Annotated in this window: 20 protein-coding genes and 2 tRNA genes; 7 read left to right on the forward strand and 15 right to left on the reverse strand. The window is 63.8% G+C overall.

The window, feature by feature from the left end:
• Nucleotides 1–906 (reverse strand): LysR family transcriptional regulator, encoded by a 906-nt coding sequence (locus Q9246_RS20745; protein ID WP_306392684.1) that lies wholly within the window; start codon nt 904–906, stop codon nt 1–3.
• 109 nt (nt 907–1,015) lie between these two features.
• On the opposite strand from Q9246_RS20745, the gene Q9246_RS20750 reads away from it, so the two are divergent.
• The gene (locus Q9246_RS20750) at nt 1,016–1,426 is read left to right on the forward strand and encodes a tellurite resistance TerB family protein (protein WP_306392686.1); all 411 of its coding nucleotides are present in this window, start codon (nt 1,016–1,018) and stop codon (nt 1,424–1,426) included.
• A 122-nt stretch (nt 1,427–1,548) separates the two neighbouring features.
• Nucleotides 1,549–2,598, forward strand: coding sequence for a DUF4214 domain-containing protein (locus Q9246_RS20755; RefSeq protein ID WP_306392688.1), 1,050 nt, complete (start codon nt 1,549–1,551; stop codon nt 2,596–2,598).
• Nucleotides 2,599–2,625: 27 nt separating this feature from the next.
• On the opposite strand, the gene Q9246_RS20760 is transcribed toward Q9246_RS20755, so the two are convergent.
• From Q9246_RS20760 to Q9246_RS20785, 6 genes are all read right to left on the reverse strand, one after another.
• Nucleotides 2,626–2,702: transfer RNA gene (locus Q9246_RS20760), tRNA-Arg, on the reverse strand.
• A gap of 145 nt (nt 2,703–2,847) precedes the next feature.
• Nucleotides 2,848–2,924, reverse strand: a tRNA-Pro gene (locus tag Q9246_RS20765).
• Nucleotides 2,925–2,994: 70 nt separating this feature from the next.
• A complete protein-coding gene (gene glmM / locus Q9246_RS20770) occupies nt 2,995–4,335 on the reverse strand; it encodes a phosphoglucosamine mutase (protein WP_306392690.1) in 1,341 nt (446 codons plus the stop codon).
• A gap of 32 nt (nt 4,336–4,367) precedes the next feature.
• Nucleotides 4,368–5,228 (reverse strand): dihydropteroate synthase, encoded by an 861-nt coding sequence (folP, locus tag Q9246_RS20775; RefSeq protein ID WP_306392691.1) that lies wholly within the window; start codon nt 5,226–5,228, stop codon nt 4,368–4,370.
• A 76-nt stretch (nt 5,229–5,304) separates the two neighbouring features.
• A complete protein-coding gene (gene ftsH, locus Q9246_RS20780; RefSeq protein ID WP_306392693.1) occupies nt 5,305–7,188 on the reverse strand; it encodes an ATP-dependent zinc metalloprotease FtsH in 1,884 nt (627 codons plus the stop codon).
• A 226-nt stretch (nt 7,189–7,414) separates the two neighbouring features.
• Nucleotides 7,415–8,062 (reverse strand): RlmE family RNA methyltransferase, encoded by a 648-nt coding sequence (locus Q9246_RS20785; protein ID WP_306392694.1) that lies wholly within the window; start codon nt 8,060–8,062, stop codon nt 7,415–7,417.
• 44 nt (nt 8,063–8,106) lie between these two features.
• On the opposite strand from Q9246_RS20785, the gene yhbY reads away from it, so the two are divergent.
• Complete coding sequence (yhbY, locus tag Q9246_RS20790; protein WP_306392696.1) at nt 8,107–8,577, forward strand: ribosome assembly RNA-binding protein YhbY; 471 nt, start codon at nt 8,107–8,109, stop codon at nt 8,575–8,577.
• Nucleotides 8,578–8,735: 158 nt separating this feature from the next.
• On the opposite strand, the gene Q9246_RS20795 is transcribed toward yhbY, so the two are convergent.
• The 7 genes from Q9246_RS20795 to Q9246_RS20825 form a co-directional block, all read right to left on the reverse strand.
• The gene (locus Q9246_RS20795; protein ID WP_306392698.1) at nt 8,736–9,173 is read right to left on the reverse strand and encodes a DUF4149 domain-containing protein; all 438 of its coding nucleotides are present in this window, start codon (nt 9,171–9,173) and stop codon (nt 8,736–8,738) included.
• Nucleotides 9,174–9,208: 35 nt separating this feature from the next.
• Nucleotides 9,209–9,682, reverse strand: a complete 474-nt coding sequence (gene greA / locus Q9246_RS20800; RefSeq protein WP_306392700.1) for a transcription elongation factor GreA — start codon at nt 9,680–9,682, stop codon at nt 9,209–9,211.
• Nucleotides 9,683–9,825: 143 nt separating this feature from the next.
• Nucleotides 9,826–13,056: a carbamoyl-phosphate synthase large subunit gene (carB, locus tag Q9246_RS20805; RefSeq protein ID WP_306392701.1), complete on the reverse strand. Its 3,231-nt coding sequence runs from the start codon at nt 13,054–13,056 to the stop codon at nt 9,826–9,828.
• A 1-nt stretch (nt 13,057) separates the two neighbouring features.
• The gene (gene carA / locus Q9246_RS20810; protein ID WP_306392703.1) at nt 13,058–14,221 is read right to left on the reverse strand and encodes a glutamine-hydrolyzing carbamoyl-phosphate synthase small subunit; all 1,164 of its coding nucleotides are present in this window, start codon (nt 14,219–14,221) and stop codon (nt 13,058–13,060) included.
• A gap of 297 nt (nt 14,222–14,518) precedes the next feature.
• Complete coding sequence (locus Q9246_RS20815) at nt 14,519–14,929, reverse strand: GlcG/HbpS family heme-binding protein (RefSeq protein WP_306392704.1); 411 nt, start codon at nt 14,927–14,929, stop codon at nt 14,519–14,521.
• Nucleotides 14,926–15,879, reverse strand: a complete 954-nt coding sequence (locus tag Q9246_RS20820; RefSeq protein WP_306392705.1) for a patatin-like phospholipase family protein — start codon at nt 15,877–15,879, stop codon at nt 14,926–14,928. The genes Q9246_RS20815 and Q9246_RS20820 overlap by 4 nt, the downstream gene beginning before the upstream one ends.
• 93 nt (nt 15,880–15,972) lie before the next feature.
• Complete coding sequence (locus tag Q9246_RS20825; protein ID WP_306392707.1) at nt 15,973–18,207, reverse strand: TonB-dependent siderophore receptor; 2,235 nt, start codon at nt 18,205–18,207, stop codon at nt 15,973–15,975.
• Nucleotides 18,208–18,376: 169 nt separating this feature from the next.
• Here Q9246_RS20825 and Q9246_RS20830 point away from each other — a divergent pair, with 169 nt between their 5' ends.
• Genes Q9246_RS20830 through Q9246_RS20845 form a run of 4 tightly spaced genes read left to right on the forward strand, consistent with a single transcriptional unit; the run spans nt 18,377 to nt 21,400 of the window.
• Nucleotides 18,377–19,102 (forward strand): DUF4198 domain-containing protein, encoded by a 726-nt coding sequence (locus tag Q9246_RS20830; protein WP_306392709.1) that lies wholly within the window; start codon nt 18,377–18,379, stop codon nt 19,100–19,102.
• 32 nt (nt 19,103–19,134) lie between these two features.
• Complete coding sequence (locus Q9246_RS20835) at nt 19,135–19,425, forward strand: DUF3649 domain-containing protein (protein ID WP_306392711.1); 291 nt, start codon at nt 19,135–19,137, stop codon at nt 19,423–19,425.
• Nucleotides 19,422–21,053: a PepSY-associated TM helix domain-containing protein gene (locus Q9246_RS20840; RefSeq protein WP_306392713.1), complete on the forward strand. Its 1,632-nt coding sequence runs from the start codon at nt 19,422–19,424 to the stop codon at nt 21,051–21,053. The genes Q9246_RS20835 and Q9246_RS20840 overlap by 4 nt, the downstream gene beginning before the upstream one ends.
• On the forward strand, nt 21,050–21,400 hold the full coding sequence (locus tag Q9246_RS20845) for a DUF3325 domain-containing protein (RefSeq protein ID WP_306392715.1): 351 nt from the start codon (nt 21,050–21,052) through the stop codon (nt 21,398–21,400). The genes Q9246_RS20840 and Q9246_RS20845 overlap by 4 nt, the downstream gene beginning before the upstream one ends.
• A 477-nt stretch (nt 21,401–21,877) precedes the next feature.
• On the opposite strand, the gene phoR is transcribed toward Q9246_RS20845, so the two are convergent.
• A complete protein-coding gene (gene phoR, locus Q9246_RS20850) occupies nt 21,878–23,170 on the reverse strand; it encodes a phosphate regulon sensor histidine kinase PhoR (protein WP_306392717.1) in 1,293 nt (430 codons plus the stop codon).
• Between the last annotated feature and the right edge of the window lie 3 nt (nt 23,171–23,173).

The raw sequence follows: 23,173 nt of genomic DNA on the forward strand, positions 1-23,173 counted from the left end.
TCATGGGGCGCCTTGTGCGCCGAAGGCCGTCGCCGCCCGCTCCAGGATGCGCCGCAGCGCCGGATGATGCACGCGCCGCTCGACCGTCACCGCATAGATCTGCTCGACGATTGCATCGATCACCCCCACCTGCTCCAATCCATATTGGGCGCACAGCGCGTCCGCCAGCACGGTGGGCGCCGCCATGAAGCCGGCGCCGGCGCCGGCGAATGCGCCGAGCAAGGCGCCGTCGTCGAACTCGCCGACGACGATGGCACGCAAGCCATGCGCCTCGAGCCAGGCCTTGAGCCGGCTATGCAGGGCCGCACCTTCGCCCGGCATCAGGAATGGCGCCCCCTTCAGGCGTTGCGGGAAAGCGCCGGCCCAGCGCTGGGACACATCCGGATGGGCGAGCACCGTCACCGTGCTCGAGCCGAGCAGGTGGCTATGGCCGCGCACCGCGCCACCGGGCGGCAGGCCCTGGTCCGAGATCAAGAGGTCGAGCCGGTGCGCGCTCAGGTCTTCCATCAGGTCGGCGAAGCGCCCTTCCCTGCACACCAGGTGCATGGCCAGGCCGGCGTCGCGCGCCGGCTGCAGCAGGCGGAAGGCCATGGTCTTGGCGATCACGTCGCACAGGCCGACGCGCAGGGTCTCGGTCTCGGTGAACACGCCGCGCCGCACCGCTTGCTCCAGCTCGTTGCCAAGGCTGAAGATCTGGTCGGCATAGCGCAGCACCGTCTTCCCGGCCTCGGTCAGCTCCAGCCCCCGTCCTTTCTTGCGCAGCAATTCCTCGCCGAGCTGGTCTTCCAATACCTGCAGCTGGGTGCTGATCGCCTGCGGCGACACGTGCAATTGCTCTGCCGCGCGCGCCACGCTGCCCGCCGTCGCCACGGCATGGAAATATTGCAGGTGCTTGTAGTTGATCATTTAACACCACCAAAAAACAGGATGATTTCGAAAGATTATTCGATTTTACTTTCGAATACGTGCGCCGTATATTGATCGCTCCAGTTCTTTTTAGAAGCGAGAGGAAGCAATGAGGAATTACCCGACCAACAGTCCAAAAGCCATGTGCCGCCTGCTGGCGCTGGCCATGATCGTCGACGGCCGCATCGCGCCGCAGGAACTCAAGAGCCTGCACCGCAGCGGCGTGCTCGTGGCGCTGGGGGTGAGCGAGGACACCTTCGACGATACGGCGGGCGAACTGACCCAGGACTTGCTGGCATCGAGCGCCGACGACGCAAGCGGCATGGTCGAGATCGAACCGGTCACGATCGACCGCCTGCTGGGCGAGATGCAGGATACGGCGCTGCGCGCAACGGTGCTGAAAGGTATGCTGGAGATCGTGCGCGCCGACAGCGTGATCGACCACCGCGAGCGCAGGTTGCTGCGGCGCGCGATGCATGCCTGGGCCGACGCGCCGGTCGAGGCCGGCGGCGTGATGTGACGGCATCGCTGAAAGACCTGCTTGCAAATTGACGTGCCGCCGTTACAAAGCGACACCATTTCGATATATTGCCGGAGTAGCCCAGCCATACAATGAAGACCTCACATTGCGCGAGGTCCATCATGGCCAGCTACTCCACCCAGGATCACCGGTACAACCTGACGCCGTCCGAGATGGACTGGGCCTGGCGTCTCGACCTGCGTCCGGTGCACGACCCGGAACTCGGACATTACTACGGCCGGACCGCGTCCTATAGCACGTACGACCCCTACGCCGGCCAGGACGACATCTTCGTCTTCCACGCCACCCGCGGCATGGCATATACGGTCCAGAGCGGCAGCTACTTCGACCCCGTCGATTTGCGCATCTACGACGACCTCGGCCGCGAAATCGCCAGCGACGACGGCAGCGGCGACTATGGCTACGACTACGCCGACTTTGTCGCGCCCTACACGGGCTGGTATTACATCGACGCATCCTGGAGCCAGGACTACTACGACAGCTACGCCAGTTTGAACGTGTACGAAGACCGACTGCCGGTGTACCCGCCGACCAATACCATCGTCGGCGGCGGCGGTCACGACATGCTGTATGGCACGCGCTCGGACGACTTCGTGGATGGCGGCGCCGGTGTGGATACCTTCGTGCTGGAAGGCTACCGCGACGAATACCGCGTCGACGTCCGCAACGGCACGATCACGGTCACCGACCTGCTGGGCCTGGACGGCGTGGACACCCTGCGCAACGTCGAACGGCTGTCCTTCGAGGACGGCGTCTATATTTCCTATGAAACCACGGGCTTTCCAGCCCAGGCCTACCGCCTGTACCAGGCCGCCTTCGACCGCAAGCCGGACGAGGTCGGCCTCGGCTTCTGGATCGGGCATATGGGTGAAGGGATGAGCCTGCATACGGCGGCGAATGCCTTCGCCGGCTCGTCCGAATTCAAGGCCTTGTACGGGGCCGGGGCCAGTAGTGCCGACCTCGTGAGGGCCATGTATGCGAACGTCCTCGACCGCGCGCCGGATGCGCAGGGCTTTGCCCACTGGACGAATGCCCTCGACAGCAAGACGCTGGGCGTGGCCGACCTGCTGGTCGCGTTCAGCGAAAGCGCGGAAAACCAGCTCAAGGTGATCGGGTCGCTGGAAGCCGGTTACGAATTCATCGTGACGTGAGCGGACGAGATGTCGGCCAGTGAGAAGTGGCCCGCCCTGAGGGAATCGAACCCCCGACCCACAGCTTAGAAGGCTGTTGCTCTATCCAACTGAGCTAAGGGCGGTCCTGGAAGAGGCGCTACTATAAACCGCAAGCATCGATACTTGCAATATGGCCAAAGCTGCCAGGTTCTTGTAGCGATGCTGAGAACAAAACAGGCCAACCAAAACAAAACAGGCCGTCTAGGACGGCCTGTCTCGATGAATCTGTGGTCGGAGTACAAGGATTCGAACCTTGGACCCCCTGGTCCCAAACCAGGTGCGCTACCGGGCTGCGCTACACTCCGCCGTGAGAAACATTATAAGCGATGGCGGCGCCAAGCGCCAGCCCCGGTTTGCACGGGGCCGGCCGAATGCTCAGGCAGCCAGCTTGTCGGCGATGCGGCGCGCCATGCTTTCGGCCATGGCCGCCTCTTTCGCCTCGACCATCACGCGAATCAGGGGCTCGGTGCCGGAAGCGCGGATCAACACGCGACCATTGTCGCCCAGCTCGCGCTCGACCGCTTCCTTCTCGGCCACCAGGGCAGAATCAAGGGTCCAGTCGAAGCCTGGGCTCACCTTCTTGTTGATCAGGGTCTGCGGGAACAGCTGCAGCTCGCTGCAGCACTCGGCCAGCGATTTATTGCCGCGTACCAGGGCCGACAGCACTTGCAGCGCCGACACGATGCCGTCGCCAGTGCTGTGCTTGTCCAGCGCCAGCAGGTGGCCCGACCCTTCGCCGCCGAACAGCCAGCCCCGCTCCTTCATGACTTCGAGCACATAGCGGTCGCCGACCTTGGCGCGCGCGAAGCCGATGCCCATCTGCTTGAACGCCACTTCGAGCGCCATATTCGTCATCAGGGTGCCGACGGCGCCCGCCACCGGGCCGGTGCTCATGCGGTCGCGCACCATCACATACAGCAATTCGTCGCCGTTGTAGACGCGTCCCGTCGCGTCGACCATGATCAGGCGGTCGGCGTCGCCGTCCAGCGCGATGCCGAGGTCGGCCTTGTTGGCCACCACTGCTTCGGACAGGGCCTTGGGCGCGGTGGCGCCGAAGCCGGCGTTGATATTGAAACCGTCTGGCTGTGCGCCGATGGAAATGACTTCGGCGCCGAGTTCATGGAACACGTGCGGCGCGATATTGTAGGCGGCGCCGTGGGCGCTATCGACCACGATCTTCAGGCCGCGCAGGTCGAGCTCGTTCGGGAAGGTGCTCTTGCAGAATTCGATGTAGCGGCCCTGGGCGTCGCGCAAGCGGGTCGCGCGGCCCAGCTTGTCGGACGGGACGCAGCCCATCGGCTGGTCGATCGCTTCCTCGATCTCGAGCTCGACGGCGTCCGGCAATTTGGTGCCGTGTTCCGAGAAGAACTTGATGCCATTGTCCTGGAAAGGATTGTGCGAGGCCGAGATCACGACGCCGGCCTGCAGGCGCAGCGCGCGGGTCAGGTAGGCGATGGCCGGGGTCGGCATCGGGCCGGCCAGCATTGAGTCGACGCCGGCGGCCGACAGGCCCGCTTCCAGCGCCGCTTCGAGCATATAGCCCGAGATGCGGGTGTCCTTGCCGATCAGGACGACCGGACGGCCGCTGCTCGACTTGCGGCCCTTGGCCAGGACCGTGCCGGCGGCGTAGCCGAGACGCATCACGAAATCAGGAGTAATGGGCGCCGTGCCCACCAGGCCACGAATACCGTCGGTGCCGAAATATTTCCGTGCCATCTAGTTCTCTTTTCTCTTATTGAAACGATTTATTATGCGACCGTGGATGGATGCATCGCGGCATGCCACACCTTGAGGGCGTCGACAGTCTCTGCCACATCATGCACACGCACGATTCTAGCGCCATGCGCTACCGCAGCCAATGCCGCGCCGATGCTGCCGGCCACGCGCTGCTCGACCGGACGCCCGGTGACGGCGCCGATCATCGACTTGCGCGACATCCCGGCCAGCACCGGCAAGCCCAGTTCGTCGCGCATGCGTTCCAGGCCGCGCAGCAACGCATAGTTATGTTCGACGGTCTTGCCGAAGCCAAAGCCCGGATCGACGCAGATGCGGTCGCGCTCGATGCCGGCCGCCGTCATCGCGGCGACGCGCTCGCGCAGGAAACCGATCACCTCCCCCACCACGTCGTCATACTGCGGCGCCTGCTGCATGGTCTCGGGCGTGGCCTGCATATGCATCACGCACAGGCCGCAATCGCTATCCAGCACGGCGTCGATCGCGCCCAGCGCGCGGAAAGCATTGATGTCGTTGATCATGTCGGCGCCGGCGATCAGCGCTTCGCGCATGACTTCCGGCTTGCAGGTGTCGACCGACAACGCGACGTCGAGCGTGCGCAGCGCGTACAGGGTCGGCATCACGCGCCGCAACTCTTCGTCCAGCGGCACGCCGGGCGAGCCGGGCCGCGTCGATTCGCCGCCGATGTCGATCATCGTGGCGCCGTCGCGGATCATGGTTTCGGCATGGGTCAGCGCGAATTCCAGGCCCTGGTAGCGGCCGCCGTCGGAAAAGGAATCCGGGGTGATGTTGAGGATGCCCATCACGACGGGCAGCGTCGCGTCCAGCCCCTCCAGCGCGAAGCTGAAGTGGCCGCATTGCAGTTTCTTGGTCATAGGGAAAAAGGTTGCAGGCTTGCCGAGGCAAACAAAAAAGGCACCCTGACGGGTGCCTTTGATGGTGGAGACAACGTCAGGCCGGTGCGGTGGCGTTCGGCGCCACGCCGCCCGAGCCGCTGTCGCCTGGCGGCGTGCGCTTGGTCAGCACCGTCTTCGGCTGGCGCGGTTCGCGGCCGGCCATGATGTCGTTGATCTGCTCGGAGTCGATGGTTTCCCAGTCGAGCAGCGCCTTGGTCATCATCTCGACCTTTTCGCGGTTCTCTTCCAGCAGGCGGCGTGCCAGCGCGTACTGCGTGTCGAGGATGGCGCGGATCTCGGCGTCGACTTTCTGCTGGGTTGCCTCCGAAATGGTCTTGGTGGCGCCGCCGAAGAAGCCATCGTTCTCGCTGTCTTCGTAGACCATCACGCCCATGCTGTCGGACATGCCGAAGCGGGTCACCATCGAGCGCGCCAGCTTGGTGGCGCGGGCGAAGTCGTTCGAGGCGCCGGTCGACATCTGGCCGACAAAGATCTCTTCGGCGATACGACCACCGAACAGGATCGAGATTTCCTCGAGCATCTTGTCCTTGTAACCGGACAGGCTGTCGTGTTCCGGCAGCTGCCAGGTCAGGCCCAGGGCATAGCCGCGCGGCATGATCGTGACCTTGTGCACCGGATCGGCCTTCGGCAGCAGCTTGGCGACCACCGCGTGGCCCGACTCGTGATAAGCCGTGTTGCGGCGCTCTTCCTCGCGCATGACCATCGACTTGCGCTCCGGACCCATATAGATCTTGTCCTTGGCGTCTTCGAAATCGATCATCTCGACCAGGCGCTTGCTGCGGCGCGCGGCGAACAGCGCGGCCTCGTTGACCAGGTTGGCGAGATCGGCGCCCGAGAAGCCCGGGGTGCCGCGCGCCAGGATGTCGGCTTTCACGTCAGTGCCGATCGGCACTTTACGCATGTGCACGTTCAGGATCTGTTCGCGGCCGCGGATGTCCGGCAGGCCCACCATCACCTGGCGGTCGAAACGGCCCGGACGCAGCAGCGCCTTATCGAGCACGTCGGCGCGGTTGGTGGCGGCGATCACGATCACGCCCGACTGGGCTTCGAAGCCGTCCATCTCGACCAGCAACTGGTTGAGGGTCTGTTCGCGTTCGTCGTTGCCGCCGCCCATGCCGGCGCCGCGGTGACGGCCGACCGCGTCGATCTCGTCGATGAAGATGATGCAAGGCGAATGCTTCTTGGCATTCTCGAACATGTCGCGGACACGGGACGCACCCACGCCGACGAACATCTCGACGAAGTCGGAACCCGAGATCGAGAAGAACGGCACCTTGGCTTCGCCGGCGATGGCGCGCGCCAGCAGCGTCTTGCCGGTGCCCGGAGGACCGACCATCAGCACGCCGCGCGGAATGCGGCCGCCCAGTTTCTGGAACTTGGTCGGGTCCTTGAGGAAGTCGACGATCTCGGAGACTTCTTCCTTCGCTTCGTCGCAACCGGCGACGTCGGCGAAGGTGACGGTGTTATTGGTTTCGTCGAGCATGCGCGCCTTCGACTTGCCGAAGGAGAAAGCGCCGCCCTTGCCGCCGCCCTGCATCTGGCGCATGAAGAACACCCACACGCCGATCAGCAGCAGCATCGGGAACCAGGAGATGAACACCTGCTGCAGGAACGATGGTTCTTCAGGTGGCTTGACGTCGAAGCGCACGCCGTTTTCGCGCAGGTCGCCGATCAGGCCGCGGTCGAGGATGGTCGCGGTGGCGCGGACCTTGGAATCGTCGCTGCGGGTGGCGGTGATGTTCGAGCCTTCGATCGTCACATCCTTGATGCGGCGTTCCTTGATTTCATCGAGCAGCTCGGAATAAGCAATGGTCTTGCTGCCGCCGGCGACGCTATGGGTGTCGAACTGCTTGAACAGCATGAACAACAGCAGCGCGACGACCACCCAGATGGCGGATTTGGAAAACATATTATTCACGAGCACTCCTCCGATGCTAAGCATCTCTACCGATTTCAGTATTCCGATTTTACTCGCAATAAGCCGACGCCGCCACGCAGCATAGGCAATAGTGCCGAAATACTATCTTTTTACGTCCTTCCGCCGGATTGCATGCACATGCCTGCAAACTGTCGGGAGGATCACGCGGCTGATGTATGGGCGCGCGTGGGGATTTCAAGGGGAAATTCTGCCCCGGAAGCGGATATCAGCCGGCCGGATTCTTCAGGCCACGGCCGAGCAGGAAAATCTCGGACGATTTATCGCGGCTCGCCTTGGGCTTGATTTGCTTGACGACCTTGAACTCGAGCCGGAATTTTTCCAGGATCTGTGTAAAACCCATATCTTTAAAACATTTAACCAACAACGCACCGCCCGGTTTCATATGCTGTTGCGAGAATTCGATCGCCAGGTCGATCAAATGTTCCATGCGCGCCGCGTCGGCATGGCCGATACCCGATAAATTGGGCGCCATATCGGATAGCACAAGGTCGGCCTTGCGGCCGGACAGGACTTCGTCGAGCTGCACCAGCACTTCTTCCTCGCGGAAGTCGCCCTGGATATATTGCACGTCCGCGACCGGCTCCATCGGCAGGATATCGAGGCCGATGATGGTGCCGTGGATGCCGCCGCCATCCGCGCCGGCCAGCTTGCGCCGCGTGTACTGGGCCCAGCTGCCGGGGGTGCAGCCGAGGTCGACGATCACCTGGCCGGGCTTGATCAGCTTCTCGGCCTCGTCGATCTCCTTGAGCTTGTAGGCTGCGCGGGCGCGGAAGCCTTCCTTTTGCGCGAGTTTGACGTACGGGTCGTTAATGTGGTCGTGCAACCAGTTTTTGTTTAATTTGTTCTTGGCCATTCGCGTAGAATACTGCTTTTATAGGTACATCAAAAAATATTGTTATGATCAAACTTACACCGGCCGAGCGCAGCGCCCTGCGCGCAGAAGCACACGGGCTCAATCCAGTCGTCATGATCGGCGAAGCCGGCCTTACCGAATCCGTCATGAAAGAGATCGCGGGCAGCCTCGACGCCCACGGCCTGATCAAGGTGCGCGTGTTCGGCGACGACCGCGAAGCGCGCGTCGCCATGTACGACCAGATCGCCGCCGACCTCGACGCCGGCCAGGTCCAGCACATCGGCAAGCTGCTGGTCCTGTACCGCCCCAAGAAAGAGGCGGTCAAGGAGCGCAGCGGCAAATCGGGCCCGGGCATGCGCGAAGTCACCATCGTCAAGGCCAGCGCCAGCGGCACCAAGAAGCCGAGCGTCACCAAGGTCATGCTGAAGGGGAACGAGCGCGTCACCGCCGGCGGCAACATCAAGCGCGCCAAGCCGCGTCAGACCAGTTCCAAGAAAAATTCGCTGAACAAGTAAGCGACAGGGCGCAGACGCCTGCGCCTGAACACGTCATCCCCGCGCAGGCGGGGATCCAAGTCCTCCGAGCAGCCGCACGATTTGAACTCGCGGGCCTGCATGCAAACTTGGATCCCCGCCTTCGCGGGGATGACGTTTTTTTGGACCGTCGATAAAGGTTAGCGCAGGCGGATGAGCAACCACGCCCCCAGCAGGCTCTCCACGAGATAGAACAGCTGCGACACGCCATGCATCACGGCGAACTGCGTCCAGTACTCGGACGCCCTCACCCCGCCCGGCCCCGCCAGCTCGCGCAGCTGCGCCATCGCCGGCTGCAGGCCGACGAAGATCACCAGCGTACACGCCAGCATCGCCAGCACCAGCAGGTTGAGAAACCGCCGCCGCTGCGGCGCCAGGTCGGCCGACACCCGCAACAGCACCAGCAGCACCACCGCACAGGCAATCGACAACCAGGCTTGGCGCGTCAGCAGCACCGCGACCAGGTCACCGGCCTGCACGCTGCCCAGGACGCCGAACGCCGCCGGCGCCGCGATATAGCCGAGCGCCCACAGGGTGCCGGCCCACAGCGCGGCCACCAGCAGCCGCGCCGCAGGCAAGCGCCCCGCCCTGTTGCTGGCTGCCGCGCTCTCCATCAAACGTAACGCACTTCGAGGATTTCGTATTCGCGCGGGCCCGACGGCGCCTGCACTTCGACCACGTCTTCGGCAAACTTGCCGATCAGCGCGCGCGCGATCGGCGAGGTCACCGAGACCTTGTTCAATTTGAGGTCGGCCTCGTCGATGCCGACGATCTGGTAAGTGACCTTCTGGCCCGACTCCAGGTCTTCGAGGTCGACGGTGGCGCCGAACACCACGCGGCCTTCGGCGTCGAGGGTGGACGGATCGATGACCTGGGCGGTGGAGAGCTTGCCTTCCAGTTCGGCGATGCGGCCTTCGACGAAGGCCTGGCGCTCCTTGGCGGCGTCGTACTCGGCGTTTTCGGACAGGTCGCCATGCGAACGCGCCTCGGCGATCGCGTCGATCACGATGCGGCGCTCCTTGGTCTTGAGCTGGTGCAGCTCTTCTTTCAGGAGTTCTGCGCCGAATTTGGTCAGTGGTGTGTTCATGGTTCTCTGCTTTAGATGTTTTTACGGGGGGTAACCGGACACGCTCGCCGCGTGCTTCAAAGCGAAAACCACAGAGGCACGCGGCCAAGGCCGCGCGAGCTCTGTGGTTTAAACGTACGACGCTTTACCGGTACTGCGTGTGCTTAGTGTAAGGTTTTATGCAGGCCTTGTAAATCGTACACGCGCAGTTCGTCGATGTGACGCATGCCCTCGATCGCCGCCTCGGCGCCGAAGATCGTGGTGTAGGTGACGACATGCGCCGCCAGCGCCGAGGTACGGATCGCGCGCGAATCGTTGATCGCGCTGCGCTTTTCCTCGACCGTGTTCACCACCATCACGATCTCGCGGTTCTTGATCATGTCGACCACGTGCGGACGGCCTTCCAGCACCTTGTTCACCGAACGCACCGGGATGCCGGCGGCCGAGATCACGGCCGCGGTGCCCTTGGTCGCCACCAGGTCGAAGCCCAGCGCCACCAGGTCGCGCGCCACGGCCACGGTGCGCGGCTTGTCGGACGACTTCACCGACAGGAACACGGTGCCCGACTTCGGCAGCTTGACGCCAGCCGCCAGCTGCGACTTGACGAAAGCCTCGCCGAAGGTGGTGCCCACGCCCATCACTTCGCCGGTCGATTTCATTTCCGGTCCGAGGATGGTGTCGACGCCCGGGAACTTCACGAACGGGAACACCACTTCCTTGACGCTGTAGAACGGCGGGATGACCTCGGTGGTGATGCCCTGCTGCTCGAGGGTCTGGCCGACCATGCAGCGCGCGGCGATCTTGGCCAGCTGCAGGCCGGTCGCCTTCGACACGAACGGCACGGTACGCGAAGCGCGCGGGTTCACTTCGAGCACATAAACAGTATCAACCGTTTGGCCGTTTTCTTCCGACTGCTTGATCGCGAACTGCACGTTCATCAGGCCGACCACGTTCAGGGCCTTGGCCATCAGCGAGGTCTGGCGCTTGAGTTCATCGATGGTCGCTTGCGACAGCGAGTACGGCGGTAGCGAGCAGGCCGAGTCGCCCGAGTGCACGCCGGCCTGTTCGATGTGCTCCATCACACCGCCGATGAAGGTGGCTTGTCCGTCCGAGATGCAGTCGACGTCGACTTCGATGGCGTCGTTCAGGAAGCGGTCGAGCAGCACCGGCGAATCGTGCGAGACCTTGACCGCTTCGCGCATATAGCGCTCGAGGTCGCGCTGCTCGTGCACGATCTCCATCGCGCGGCCACCGAGCACATACGATGGACGCACGACCAGCGGGTAGCCGATCTCTTCGGCCAGCGCCAGCGCGTCGGCTTCGGTGCGCGCGGTGCGGTTCGGCGGCTGGCGCAGGTCCAGCTTTTGCAGCAGTTGCTGGAAACGCTCGCGGTCTTCGGCGGCGTCGATCATGTCCGGCGAGGTGCCGATGATCGGCACGCCATTGGCTTCCAGGTCCAGCGCGAGCTTGAGCGGGGTCTGGCCGCCGTACTGCACGATCACGCCGACCGGCTTTTCCAGCTCCACGATCTCGAGCACGTCTTCCAGCGTCAGCGACTCGAAGTACAGGCGGTCCGAGGTATCGTAGTCGGTCGACACGGTCTCTGGATTGCAGTTGACCATGATGGTCTCGTAGCCGTCTTCGCGCATCGCGAGGGCGGCGTGGACGCAGCAGTAGTCGAACTCGATGCCCTGGCCGATACGGTTCGGGCCACCGCCCAGCACCATGATCTTCTTCTTGTCGGTCGGGTTCGATTCGCACTCTTCGTCGTACGTCGAGTACATATAGGCGGTGTTGGTCGCGAATTCGGCGGCGCAGGTGTCGACGCGCTTGTAGACCGGACGGATGGCCAGTTCATGGCGGCGTGCACGCACGGCTGCCGGCTCGACCTTCAGCAGGAAGGCCAGGCGACGATCGGCGAAGCCCTTTTGCTTGAGCTTGTACAAGGTGGCCTTGTCGAGCGACTCGAGGGTCTGCTTCTCGAGCCACAGCTCGATGTCGACGATCTCCTTGATCTGCACCAGGAACCACGGATCGATCTTGGTCAGGTTGTGCACTTCTTCCAGGGTAAAGCCCTGGGCAAACGCGTCGCCCACATACCAGATGCGGTCCGGGCCAGGCTCGCCCAGCTCTTCCTCGATCTTTTCGCGGTCGCGGGTCTTCTCGTTCAGGCCGTCGACGCCGACTTCCAGGCCGCGCAGCGCTTTCTGGAACGATTCCTGGAAGGTGCGGCCCATCGCCATCACTTCGCCGACCGATTTCATCTGCGTGGTCAGGTGCTTGTCGGCGGTCGGGAATTTCTCGAACGTGAAGCGCGGGATCTTGGTGACGACGTAGTCGATCGACGGCTCGAACGAGGCCGGGGTCGCGCCGCCGGTGATCTCGTTGCGCAGTTCATCGAGCGTGAAGCCGACGGCCAGCTTGGCCGCGACCTTGGCGATCGGGAAGCCGGTCGCCTTCGATGCCAGCGCCGACGAACGCGAGACGCGCGGGTTCATCTCGATGACGATCATGCGGCCGTCTTTCGGATTGATCGAGAACTGCACGTTCGAGCCGCCGGTGTCCACGCCGATCTCGCGCAGCACGTCGATCGACGCGTTGCGCATGATCTGGTATTCCTTGTCGGTCAGCGTTTGCGCCGGCGCCACGGTGATCGAGTCGCCGGTGTGCACGCCCATCGGGTCCAGGTTTTCGATCGAGCAGATGATGATGCAGTTGTCGTTCTTGTCGCGAACGACTTCCATCTCGTACTCTTTCCAGCCGAGCAGCGATTCTTCGATCAACAGTTCATTGGTCGGCGAAGCCTCGAGGCCGCGCTTGCAGATCTGTTCGAACTCTTCTTCGTTATAGGCGATGCCGCCGCCACTGCCGCCCATCGTGAACGAAGGACGAATGATGGTCGGGAAGCCCAGCTCGCGCTGCACCGCCCACGATTCTTCCATCGAGTGCGCCACGCCGGAACGCGCCGAACCGAGACCGATCCTGGTCATCGCTTCCTTGAACTTGGCGCGATCCTCGGCCTTGTCGATCGCTTCCGGGGTCGCGCCGATCAGCTCGACCTTGTATTTGTCCAGCACGCCGTGGCGGTGCAGGTCGAGCGCGCAGTTCAGCGCGGTCTGGCCGCCCATGGTCGGCAGGATCGCATCCGGACGCTCCTTCTCGATGATGCGCTCGACGACCTTCCAGGTGATCGGCTCGATATAGGTCACGTCCGCCGTTTCCGGGTCGGTCATGATGGTCGCCGGGTTCGAGTTGACCAGGATGACCTTGTAGCCTTCTTCACGCAGGGCCTTGCAGGCCTGGGCGCCGGAGTAGTCGAATTCGACTGCCTGGCCGATGACGATCGGGCCGGCGCCGATGATCAGGATGCTTTTGATATCACTACGTTTTGGCATATTATTTTTTCTCCGCTGCTTGCATCAGGCCGATGAAGCGGTCAAACAGGTAGGCGACGTCGGTCGGGCCGGGCGAGGCTTCCGGGTGGCCCTGGAAGCAGAACGCCGGCTTGTCGGTGCGGGCAAAGCCCTGCAGCGAACCGTCGAACAGCGAGACGTGGGTCACGCGGCAGTTGTCCGGCAAGGTGTCCGGGTCGACCGCGAAGCCGTGGTTCTGCGAGGTGATCAAGACCTTCTTGCTGTCGAGGTCCTGCACCGGGTGGTTGGCGCCATGGTGGCCGAACTTCATCTTCATCGTCCTGGCGCCGGAAGCCAGCGCCATGATCTGGTGGCCGAGGCAGATGCCGAAGGTCGGGATGCCCTTCTCGATCAGCTCGCGCGATGCCTTGATCGCGTAGTCGCACGGCTCCGGGTCGCCGGGGCCGTTGGCCAGGAAGATGCCGTCCGGGTTCAGGGCCAGTGCATCGGCGGCGGTCGATTGCGCCGGCAGCACTGTCACCTTGCAGCCGCGTTCGGCCAGCATGCGCAGGATGTTGCGCTTGACGCCGTAGTCGAAGGCGACCACGTGGTATTTCGGGTCCGTCTGCTTGCCGTAGCCTTCGCCCAGCTTCCACTCGGTCTCGGTGAATTCGTAGGGCGCGGTCACGGACACGACCTTGGCCAGGTCCATGCCGGCCAGGCCCGGGAACGAGCGCGCCAGTTCCAGTGCCTGGGCTGGCGACGGCTCGGCGCCCTGGGCGGCGGTCAGGATCGCGCCGGCCTGGGCGCCTTTTTCGCGCAGGATGCGGGTGAGCTTGCGGGTATCGATGCCGGCGATGGCAACCACGTTCTCTTGCTTGAGGTAGTCGCCCAGCGATTGGGTCGAACGGAAGTTCGAGGCCAGCAGCGGCAGGTCACGGATGATCAGGCCGGCGGCGTGGACCTTGCCGGCTTCGACGTCGGCGGTATTCACGCCGTAATTGCCGATGTGCGGATAGGTGAGCGTGACGATCTGGCGCGAATAGCTCGGATCGGTCAGGATTTCCTGGTAGCCGGTGATCGCGGTGTTGAACACCACTTCGCCCGTCGTATGACCGACGGCACCGATGGAATATCCTTTGAAAATGGTCCCGTCAGCAAGTGCCAGGATGGCTGGAACGGAGGGGCCAGAAAAAAATGGCGGCAAGGGCAACTCCCGAAAAAGTTGCCGTAGCTTCGCCACGTCAGACCGACATCCAACTGTCCAGGGCATGGTGATGCCGCCCGGTGTTGGAGGTCATGTTGAATGAGGGATGGTGGGTATGCGCTACGGCTAAGTTTGAATTAGATAAACTTCCGAATTATAGCGCGTAGTCTGACATTCGGCAATGCGGCGCTGCCACATACCGGCTAGCAAATTTACTCGAGATGACACGTCATGCCGCCACCCCTGCCCTGCTGAAACTAATGTTGCGGGTGCAATATAGCACCCGCAACACTGGCTTCAGGCGGCGCCGAGGGCGGCGATGCCGGCCCTGGCGATCTGCACGTCCTGCTCCGATTTCACGCCCGACACGCCGACGGCGCCGATGACATGGCCGTCGACGATCACCGGCACGCCGCCTTCGAGCATGCCTTCCAGCTTCGGCGCGCTCAGGAAGGACATGCGGCCGTTGTTGACCACGTCTTCATAGATCTTCGATTCGCGCCGGCCCAGGGCGGCGGTATTGGCCTTGGCCGGGGCAATATACGAGGACACGGGCGGCGCGCCGTCCAGGCGCTGCTGCCACAGCAGGTGGCCGCCATCGTCGACGATCGCGATCGAGACGGCCCAGCCGTTTTGTACGGCCTCGGCTTCGGCGGCGGCGCCGATTTTCTTTACGTCGGCCAGGGTCAGGTAGGGTTTGGTGTTCATGGTTTTCCTTGTGATGTGGCCTGCGGCGAGGCTTGCTGCTTGAGTTTCAATTTGGCCTTGATCTGCGGCATGACCGCGGCGGCCGCCTGCTCGCCGGCCAGGATCGCGAGGTTGCGTCCGCCGAAGTCGCTCGAGCCCATATTGCCGAGCGCCGGCGTGACGACGATATCGGCATCCTTCAACTCGAAATGGTTCAGGCGCTGGCCCATGATGCTGAAGGTCTGCATCAGGACGTCGAGCGAGCTGGCCGTGGCCGCACCTTCGGTGGCGCTAGAGATATTGACCGCAATAATGAAATCGGCGCCCATCTCGCGCACAAAGCGCACCGGCACCGGCGCCACCAGGCCGCCGTCGACGTATTCCTTGTTGCCGATCTTGACCGGCTGGAACACGCTCGGCACGGCCGACGAGGCGCGCACCGCCATCCCGGTATTGCCGCGGTTGAACAGGATCGGCTGGCCGGTTTTCAAATCCGTGGCGACGGCGCCGAAGCGCAGTTTGAGCTTTTCCATCGGCACATTGCCGATTGCCTTGTTCACATAGTTTTGCAGCGCCTCGCCCTTGAGCAGGCCGCTCGATTTACTGAGCCACGGCATGGCCCAGTCCGAGATCGTGGCCTCGTCCATCGTCAAGGCCGTCTTTTGCAAGGCGAAGCCGTTCAGGCCCGAGGCATACAGCGAGCCGACCACCGAGCCGGCGCTGGTGCCGACCACGATTTCCGGATAGATGCCCTGGGCCTCGAGGGCCTTGATCACGCCGATATGGGCGAAGCCGCGCGCAGCGCCGCCGCCGAGGGCCAGGCCGATGCGGATTTTCTTGGGGGGAAGCGGCGCGGCGGCCGGAGCGGCGACCACTGGCGCGGTGGGGGCCGGCGCCTGGACCGGCGCGCTGCCGCAGGCAGCCAGCAGCAATGCGGCGCCGGCCGCGAGATATGTACGACGAGAGAGCATGGAATGTGCCGAAAAGAACAAGGCAGGGATTGTACCCCGGCTTGTTCCCCTCGACGCAAGATCGGCCTTGCGGGCCGATCGGCCAGGCGGCGCTTACAGGCTGCCGCGCAGGCTCACCGACACATTGCGTGGATCGCCGTAGTACCAGGCCAGGCCGGTCGGACCGAACTTCTTGTAGTAGACCTTGTCAAACAGATTGTTGACGTTGGCCTGCACCGACAGCTTGTCCGTGAAGCGATAGGCGACCATCGCATTGGCGACGGTGTAGCCACCTTGGGTCGTGGTCAGGCCACCGCCGCGCACATACGAATCGCTCTGCGTGTTCACGCCACCGCCAACAGTCCAGCCCGGGCCGGAACGGTTGGGGCTGTAGCTGGTGAACAGGTTCAGCTCGTGTTTCGGATCGATGCTGCGCAGTGGCTGGCCGGTATTGGCGGCAGTATCCCGTACGAACTTGGTGCGGGTATTGGTGTAGCCGGCCATCAGCTGCCAGCCTGGCAAGATCTCGCCAGACACCTCGGCTTCCAGGCCTTCGCTGCGCTGCTTGCCGCCGGCGATGCGGCAATAGCCGGTCGGCGAGACTGGTGGGCAGGGGTTGGGAGAAGTAATATCGTCGATTGGGCGACCGACATTTTCAATCTGGAACAAGCCGGCCGATGCGTTGAGACGGCCGCCGAAGAACTCCCCTTTCAGGCCGATTTCGATGTCTTCGCCGGTAATCGGCTTGAGCACATTGCCGTCGCCCCCACGCGCGCTCTGCGGCAGGAAGATCTCGGTATAGCTGGTGTAGGCGCTGATTTCGTTCGTCAGATCGTACACGAGGCCCAGGTACGGCGTGGCTTCGCGGGTCACCTTGAAGCCACTGCCATTGGCGCGGTTCTCGTTTTCGTACCAACTCAGGCGGGCGCCGACCAACAGGGCCAGCGGGTCGGCCAGCGAGAAGCGCGCCGTGGCGAACACGCCGTTATTGGTGTTGACCGACGGCGCCAGGCCGCCAGCTGGCATCGTCGTCACCTCGCGCTCCGGATAGGTCGAGTAGGGATCGAAGGTGCGAATATCGATGGTTTGCTTGAACAGGCTGCCCGCGCCATAGGTGCCGACCGTCCGGTTGTAGACGCGCTCGGCGCCGACCACGAGCGTGTGCTTGCGTCCGAACAGGGAGAACGGGCCGTCGGCGACGATGCTATACGCCTGCTGGCGGACATCGTCGCCGGTGTACTGCGACGTCGTCATATCCATCAGATAGGGGTTGGTGGTGCTGGTGCGCGTGATGTACGACTGCTTGAAGCCATTGGTCTTGAGGCGCATGCCGAGGTAACCGGCATTCGCACGCACGTTCCAGCCATTGTCGAAGCGGTGCTCGATGCCGATTTGCGCCTGGTCGTTATAACGGTTCCAGCGGTTCCAGCTGGCGCCCAGGAAGGTATCGATCGGCATGTTCAGCGACGAACCGTCGAAATTGCCCGGGATGCCGCCCCAGGCGCCGGTGGCGTCGAGATCGCTGTGCTGCAGCCAGGCGGTGACAGTGGTGCGCGGCGTCAGGTCGGCCTGGACCACGCCGTACAGCACTTCGCGGTCTTCTTCGCGCCCATTCTGGAACAGGTCTTTCTTGTCCTTGACCGCCACCACCCGGCCACGCATCGAGCCGCTCGCATTGAGCGGTGTCGACACGTCCACCTCGACGCGGCGGCGATCCCAGGAGCCAGCCGTCAGGCCGCCCGAGGCCTGGAACGCGCGGGTCGGCAACTTGCGCACCATGTTCACGGTGGCCGATGGATTGCCCGAACCGCGCAGCATGCCTGCGGCGCCGCGCAGCAGTTCGACCCGATCCAGGATGGCCGTGTCGGGCTGGATGAAGGCCGAGCCGGACTGGTTGTAGTTCAGGCCGTCGATCTGCTTCGAGTCGATGGCGAAGCCACGCGAGTTGTAGCTGATGCGTTCGCTGTCGGTGTATTCGACCGTGATGCCGGCGGTGTTGTTGAGCACGTCGGTCAGGTCGAGCATATTGCGCTCTTCCATGTATTGGCGGGTGATGACGGTGACCGGTTGCGGCGTGTCGCGGATGTCCATTTCGCCCTTGAACAGGGTCGAGGAACGGGTGGTGAAGGACCCGGTTTTCTCGGTGGTGGCGTCGTGCTTGCCGGTGATGTTCACGGTCGGTATCGCTTCCACCGCCACTTCGTCCGGCGCTTCCGGGGCGGCGGGCGCGGCAGCCATCGCGGCCAGCGGCGACAGCAGGGCGGCGCTTGCGCACAGTGCATTGGCCTGGCGCACGAGGCGGGCGACGGGCGTTGGGCTCGATACAACGGATGGCACTGGGCGCAACATGACTACTCCTTGAAATTGTTTTGAAATGAGAATGATTCGCATTATAATTCTTGTTCAAGAGTTGATGCAATGCACATATTCGGTCCTTCCGCCAAAAGAGACATTCCTTGTTCCGCACATAGGCAAGCATCATCCAACTGAATAATCCCTATAAGAGAGAATAAAGACCATGAAGAACCTGCTGCTCGCCTCCCTCGTCGCCACTGCTGCGTTTGCGCCAAGCGCCCAGGCCCACCACGTCTGGCTGGAGCAGGACGGCAAGACGGTCAAGCTGCAGTTCGGCGAATTCGGCCTGAACCAGCGCGAGACCACGCCCGGCCTGCTGGACAAGTTCGTCGCGCCGAGCGCCACCCTGCTCCAGGCCAAGGGCGAGACCGCGCTCAAGCTGGAAAAAACCGCCAAGGGCTATGTGGTCAGCGGCGCCCAGTTGGCGGCCGGCGATGCGATCGTGGCCGAGGACAATGCCTATCCGGGCTGGGAAACGACGCGCGACGGCAAGACCAGCCAGCACATCTGGATCCCGGCCGCGCGCCTGGCCACCAGCTTCGCGGCCCAGCAGCCGAAGCTGGCGCTGGACATCGTCCCGACCGGCACGGCCGGCGAATTCAAGGTGTTCTACAAAGGCCAGCCGCTGCCGAAGGCCAAGGTGGCGATCACGGTGCCGAGCGGCTGGTCGAAGGAAGCGATGGCCGATGCCAACGGCGCGGTGAAGTTCGACCTGCCGTGGAAGGGCACCTATGTGCTGGAGACCGCGCATCTAGATAAGACCGGCGGCGAGCGCGCCGGCGTACAGTACGCCAGCGCCAGCCACACCTCGTCGCTGACCGTGGTGCAGCCGAAGGGAATCGCGGCGCTGGCCGCGGCCCCTGTGCTGGCGCCGGGCGCCGAGCACTGATCCCGGTCCGTCACTAGAAAGGCCTGAGTCCCATGACTACCCTCACCTGGCGCTACCGCGGCGGCGTGGCCGCGCGCACGGTCGCGGCCATCGGCGGCGGCTATGTGCTGACCTCGATCGCCAGCGCCCTCATCGCCATCGCACTGCCGCTGCCGCGCGCGGACGCGGTCAGCATCGCCACCCTGCTCTCCTTCGTCGTCTACACCTGCGTGATCCTGTGGGTGTTCGCGACCGGCAGCGCGCTGCGCGCCTGGATCGGCGTGGTCGCTTCCAGTGCGGTGCTGGGCGCCTTGTTGTGGTGGATCGTCGGGAGGACGGCATGAAAGAAGGCTTGCGCCAATCGATGGCCTGGGTGCACACCTGGTCGGGCCTGCTGGTGTGCTGGTTGCTGCTGCTGGTGTTCATGGGCGGCACCGCGGCTTATTACAAGCACGAGATCACATTCTGGATGAAGCCCGAGCTGCACAAGGCGGCCGATGCGCCGTCGCGGGTCGCGCCGTCCGAATCGGCGACGCTGGCGGTGCGCGAGCTGCAGCAGCGCGCACCAACGGCCAACGCCTGGTTCCTCGACCTGCCGCACGAGCGCAATCCGCTGATCTACGCCAGCTGGACTAATCCGCCCAAGAAAGGCATGACCCGCGAAGAGCGGCGCGCCGCCTTCCGCACCCAGAACTTCACGCTCGATCCGATGACCGGCGAGAAGACCGCCGCGCCGCGCGACACCCGCGGCGGCGAGTTCCTGTACCGGCTGCACTTCGACCTGTACTATATGTCCGCCATCTGGGGACGCTGGATCGTCGGCGTCGCCGCCATGTTCATGCTGGTGGCGATCGTCAGCGGCGTGATCACCCATAAGCGCATCTTCAAGGACTTCTTCACCTTCCGCCCCAAGAAGGGCCAGCGCTCGTGGCTCGATGCGCACAATGCCACCGCGGTGCTGGCGCTGCCGTTCCACCTGATGATCACGTATACCGGCATCGTGACGCTGATGTTCATGTACATGCCGGCGCCGACCAAGGCGCTGTACGGGACCGAGCAGAACACCATGTTCTCGGAAGTGTTTCCGAATGCCGAGCGGGTCAAGCCGGCGAAGGAATTCGCGCCGCTGGCCGACATCGCGCCGATGCTGCTGCAGGCCGAGCGTGCCTGGGGCCAGGCGCCGAGCCGGGTGGTGGTCACCAATCCGAACGACGCCAACGCCCGGGTGGAGCTGCATCGTCCGACCGGCCAGCAGTTGTCGAATATCGAGCCGACGATGACCTTCGACGGCGCCAGCGGTGCGCAGTTGTCCGGCGCCAAGCCGCTCAGCACCAGCCTGGACGCGCGCGCCGCGATCTACGGCCTGCACGTGGCCCATTTCGCCGATCCGCTGCTGCGCGCCCTGTTCTTCGTGTGCGGCCTGGCCGGCACCGCGATGGTCGCCACCGGCGCCCTGCTGTGGGGCGTGAAGGAACGCCAGAAGTACGCCAAGGTGGTGGCGAGAGGCGGCCGCGTGGGCTTCGGGGTGCGCCTGGTGGACGCGCTGAACATCGGCGCCATCGCCGGCCTGCCGATCGCCTTCGCCGCCTACTTCTGGGCCAACCGCCTGCTGCCGGTGGAGATGGCCAGCCGCACCAATGCCGAGGCTAACTGGTTCTTCATCGCCTGGGGCCTGGCCGCGCTGCTGGCCCAGGTCCGCCCGACGCGCATGATGTGGCGCATCCAGCTGACCGTGGGCGCCGTGATGCTGGCCGGGATCCCTGTGCTGAACGCCTTCACCACCGACACGCACCTGGGCGTGACGCTGTTCGGCGGCCCCGGCCTGCGTCCGGTGGCTGCCTTCGACCTGGTCGTGCTGGCCCTGGGCCTGCTGCTCGGCTGGGCCGCCTGGTGGCTGGGCCGCAAGGCGAAAAAACAGGCCGCCGCCAAGCAGCCGGCGACCACGCAATCCACCCCGCTGGAGGCCGCATGAGCATCCTGATCCTGAGCGGCGCCGCCCTCGCCTTCAGCGGCTTCGCCGCAACGAGCATCACGATGGACCGCCACTACGCCGACATCCACGGCCGCGGCGCCGAGCCGACCCCCACCACCCGCCTGCGCCTGCGCACGTTGGGCTGGATCGGCCTGGCGCTGTCGTTCATGGCCTGCATCGGCGCCAGCGGCTGGCACATCGGCCCGGTGCTGTGGTGCGGCATCCTGTCGCTCGCCGCCTGGAGCGTCACCCTGCTCCTCCAATACCACCCGCGCAAGGTCCTGCAAGGCGCCTGGATCGGCCTCCCCGCCGCCCTCCTGGCCACAATCCTCCTCCTACTGCGCTAAGCCCCAACAATGAGGGTCAGAGTAAAATTGTTGAGCAATTTCCCATCTTCGCTCACCAATCTTCTCTGACCTCAACTGCCCAGCCGCACCTTTCCGAAAAGACAATTAGGGTCAGAGTCGAATTGTTTGACAACTTTTAAAGTTGCTCGATAATTCGACTCTGACCCTCATGCGTTTTGCAACGAAAACGGATGGATCAATTGTTTCCGTGTACGAGTTAGTGGCCTTTCTTTCCCCGTAACATCCCCATTGCCCAATCAATATCCGTGCAGCCCAAAAAGCCCGCATCTACGGCTAGGGTCAGAGTCGAATTGTTGGGCAATTCCTCAAAGTTGCCAAACAATTCGACCCTGACCCTAATTATCTTATAAGCAAGTTTTAATGAGACTAGGGACTTGGAGGTAGAGCACCTCGGTAAGTCACAAAGTTGTCAAAGAATTCGACTCTGACCCTCATTGTTGGGCTATTGCTTGCGGGTTAGGCGGGCAAGGAGGTGTTGGGGAGTGAGGCGGAGAAAGCGCTGCCCTTGCCTGGCTGGGAGGTGATCGTCAGCTTGCCGCCGTGGCGCAGCAGGACGTGCTTGACGATCGCCAGGCCGAGGCCGGTACCTTGCGTTTCGCGCGAGCGGCTCTTGTCGACGCGGTAGAAACGCTCGGTCAGGCGCGGGATGTGCTCGGGGTCGATGCCGATGCCGCAGTCCGTCACCGCGAAACTCAGGGCGTCCGCGTTACGGGTCCAGGCCAGGCGGATCGTGCCGCCGTTCGGCGAGTAGCGCACCGCGTTCGAGGCCAGGTTGGCGAAGGCGCTGCGCAGTTCTTCCATGCTGCCCATGATGTCGGGGCCGTCGATCGACACCTCGATCTGGTGGCGGCCACCGGATAGCGCGCGCGCCTCGGCCGCGATCGAGTCGATCAGGCTGTGGACGTCCACCCGCTCGCGCTTCAACGGATATTCGTCGGACTCCAGCCGCGACAAGGTCAGCATGTCCTGGATCAGGCGCTGCATGCGGTGCGCCTGCTCCGTCATCAGCGTCAGGTGCGACATGCGGGTCGTGACATCGATGCCGGGGTCGGACATTGCGATTTCCAGGAAGCCCACGATCACGGTCAAGGGCGTGCGCAATTCGTGCGAGGCGTTGGCGATGAAGTCGCGCCGCATCGCTTCGATCCGCTCGGTATCCGTCGCGTCGTGCGTCACCAGGATCTGGCGCCGGTTCTCGAACGGGATGATGCGGCATTCCAGCTTGCGGCCGCGGAACGACAGGGTCAGCGGCTGCTCGTAGCGGCCCAGGATGATGTAGTCGATGAAGTCCGGATGGCGCACCAGGTTCGTCACGCGCAGGCCCTTGTCGCGCTCCATCGTCAGGCCCAGGTGGCGTTCGGCCGCCGGATTGCACCACTCCAGGAACAGCACGTCGTCCATGATGGCGACACCTTCCGGCAGCAGGTGCATCGCCTGGCGGAAGCGCGCCAGCCATTCGGTCAGTTCGGCCTGGTGCCGTTCGTCGTCGCGCCGCAGGCGGTACAGGCGGGCGAAGGCGTCGGTCCAGGCGCCCCAGCCGTCCGGCAGGCGCGTGCTGTGCGGCTCGTCCAGCCACTCGCCCAGCTTGTGCAGGTACGACAGTTGGGTGAACACCGCCACCGCCATGCCGGCCAGCGCCAGCGACAGCCCGGCCACCGCACCGAACCACCACCATACCGCGCCGGCCGCGGCGAACAACAGGCCCGTGCGCAGCAGCGCCGGCACCCAGAACAGCAGCTTGGGATTCATCGC

The sequence above is a fragment of the Telluria beijingensis genome (assembly GCF_030770395.1).
Taxonomy (GTDB): Bacteria; Pseudomonadota; Gammaproteobacteria; order Burkholderiales; family Burkholderiaceae_D; genus Telluria; species Telluria beijingensis.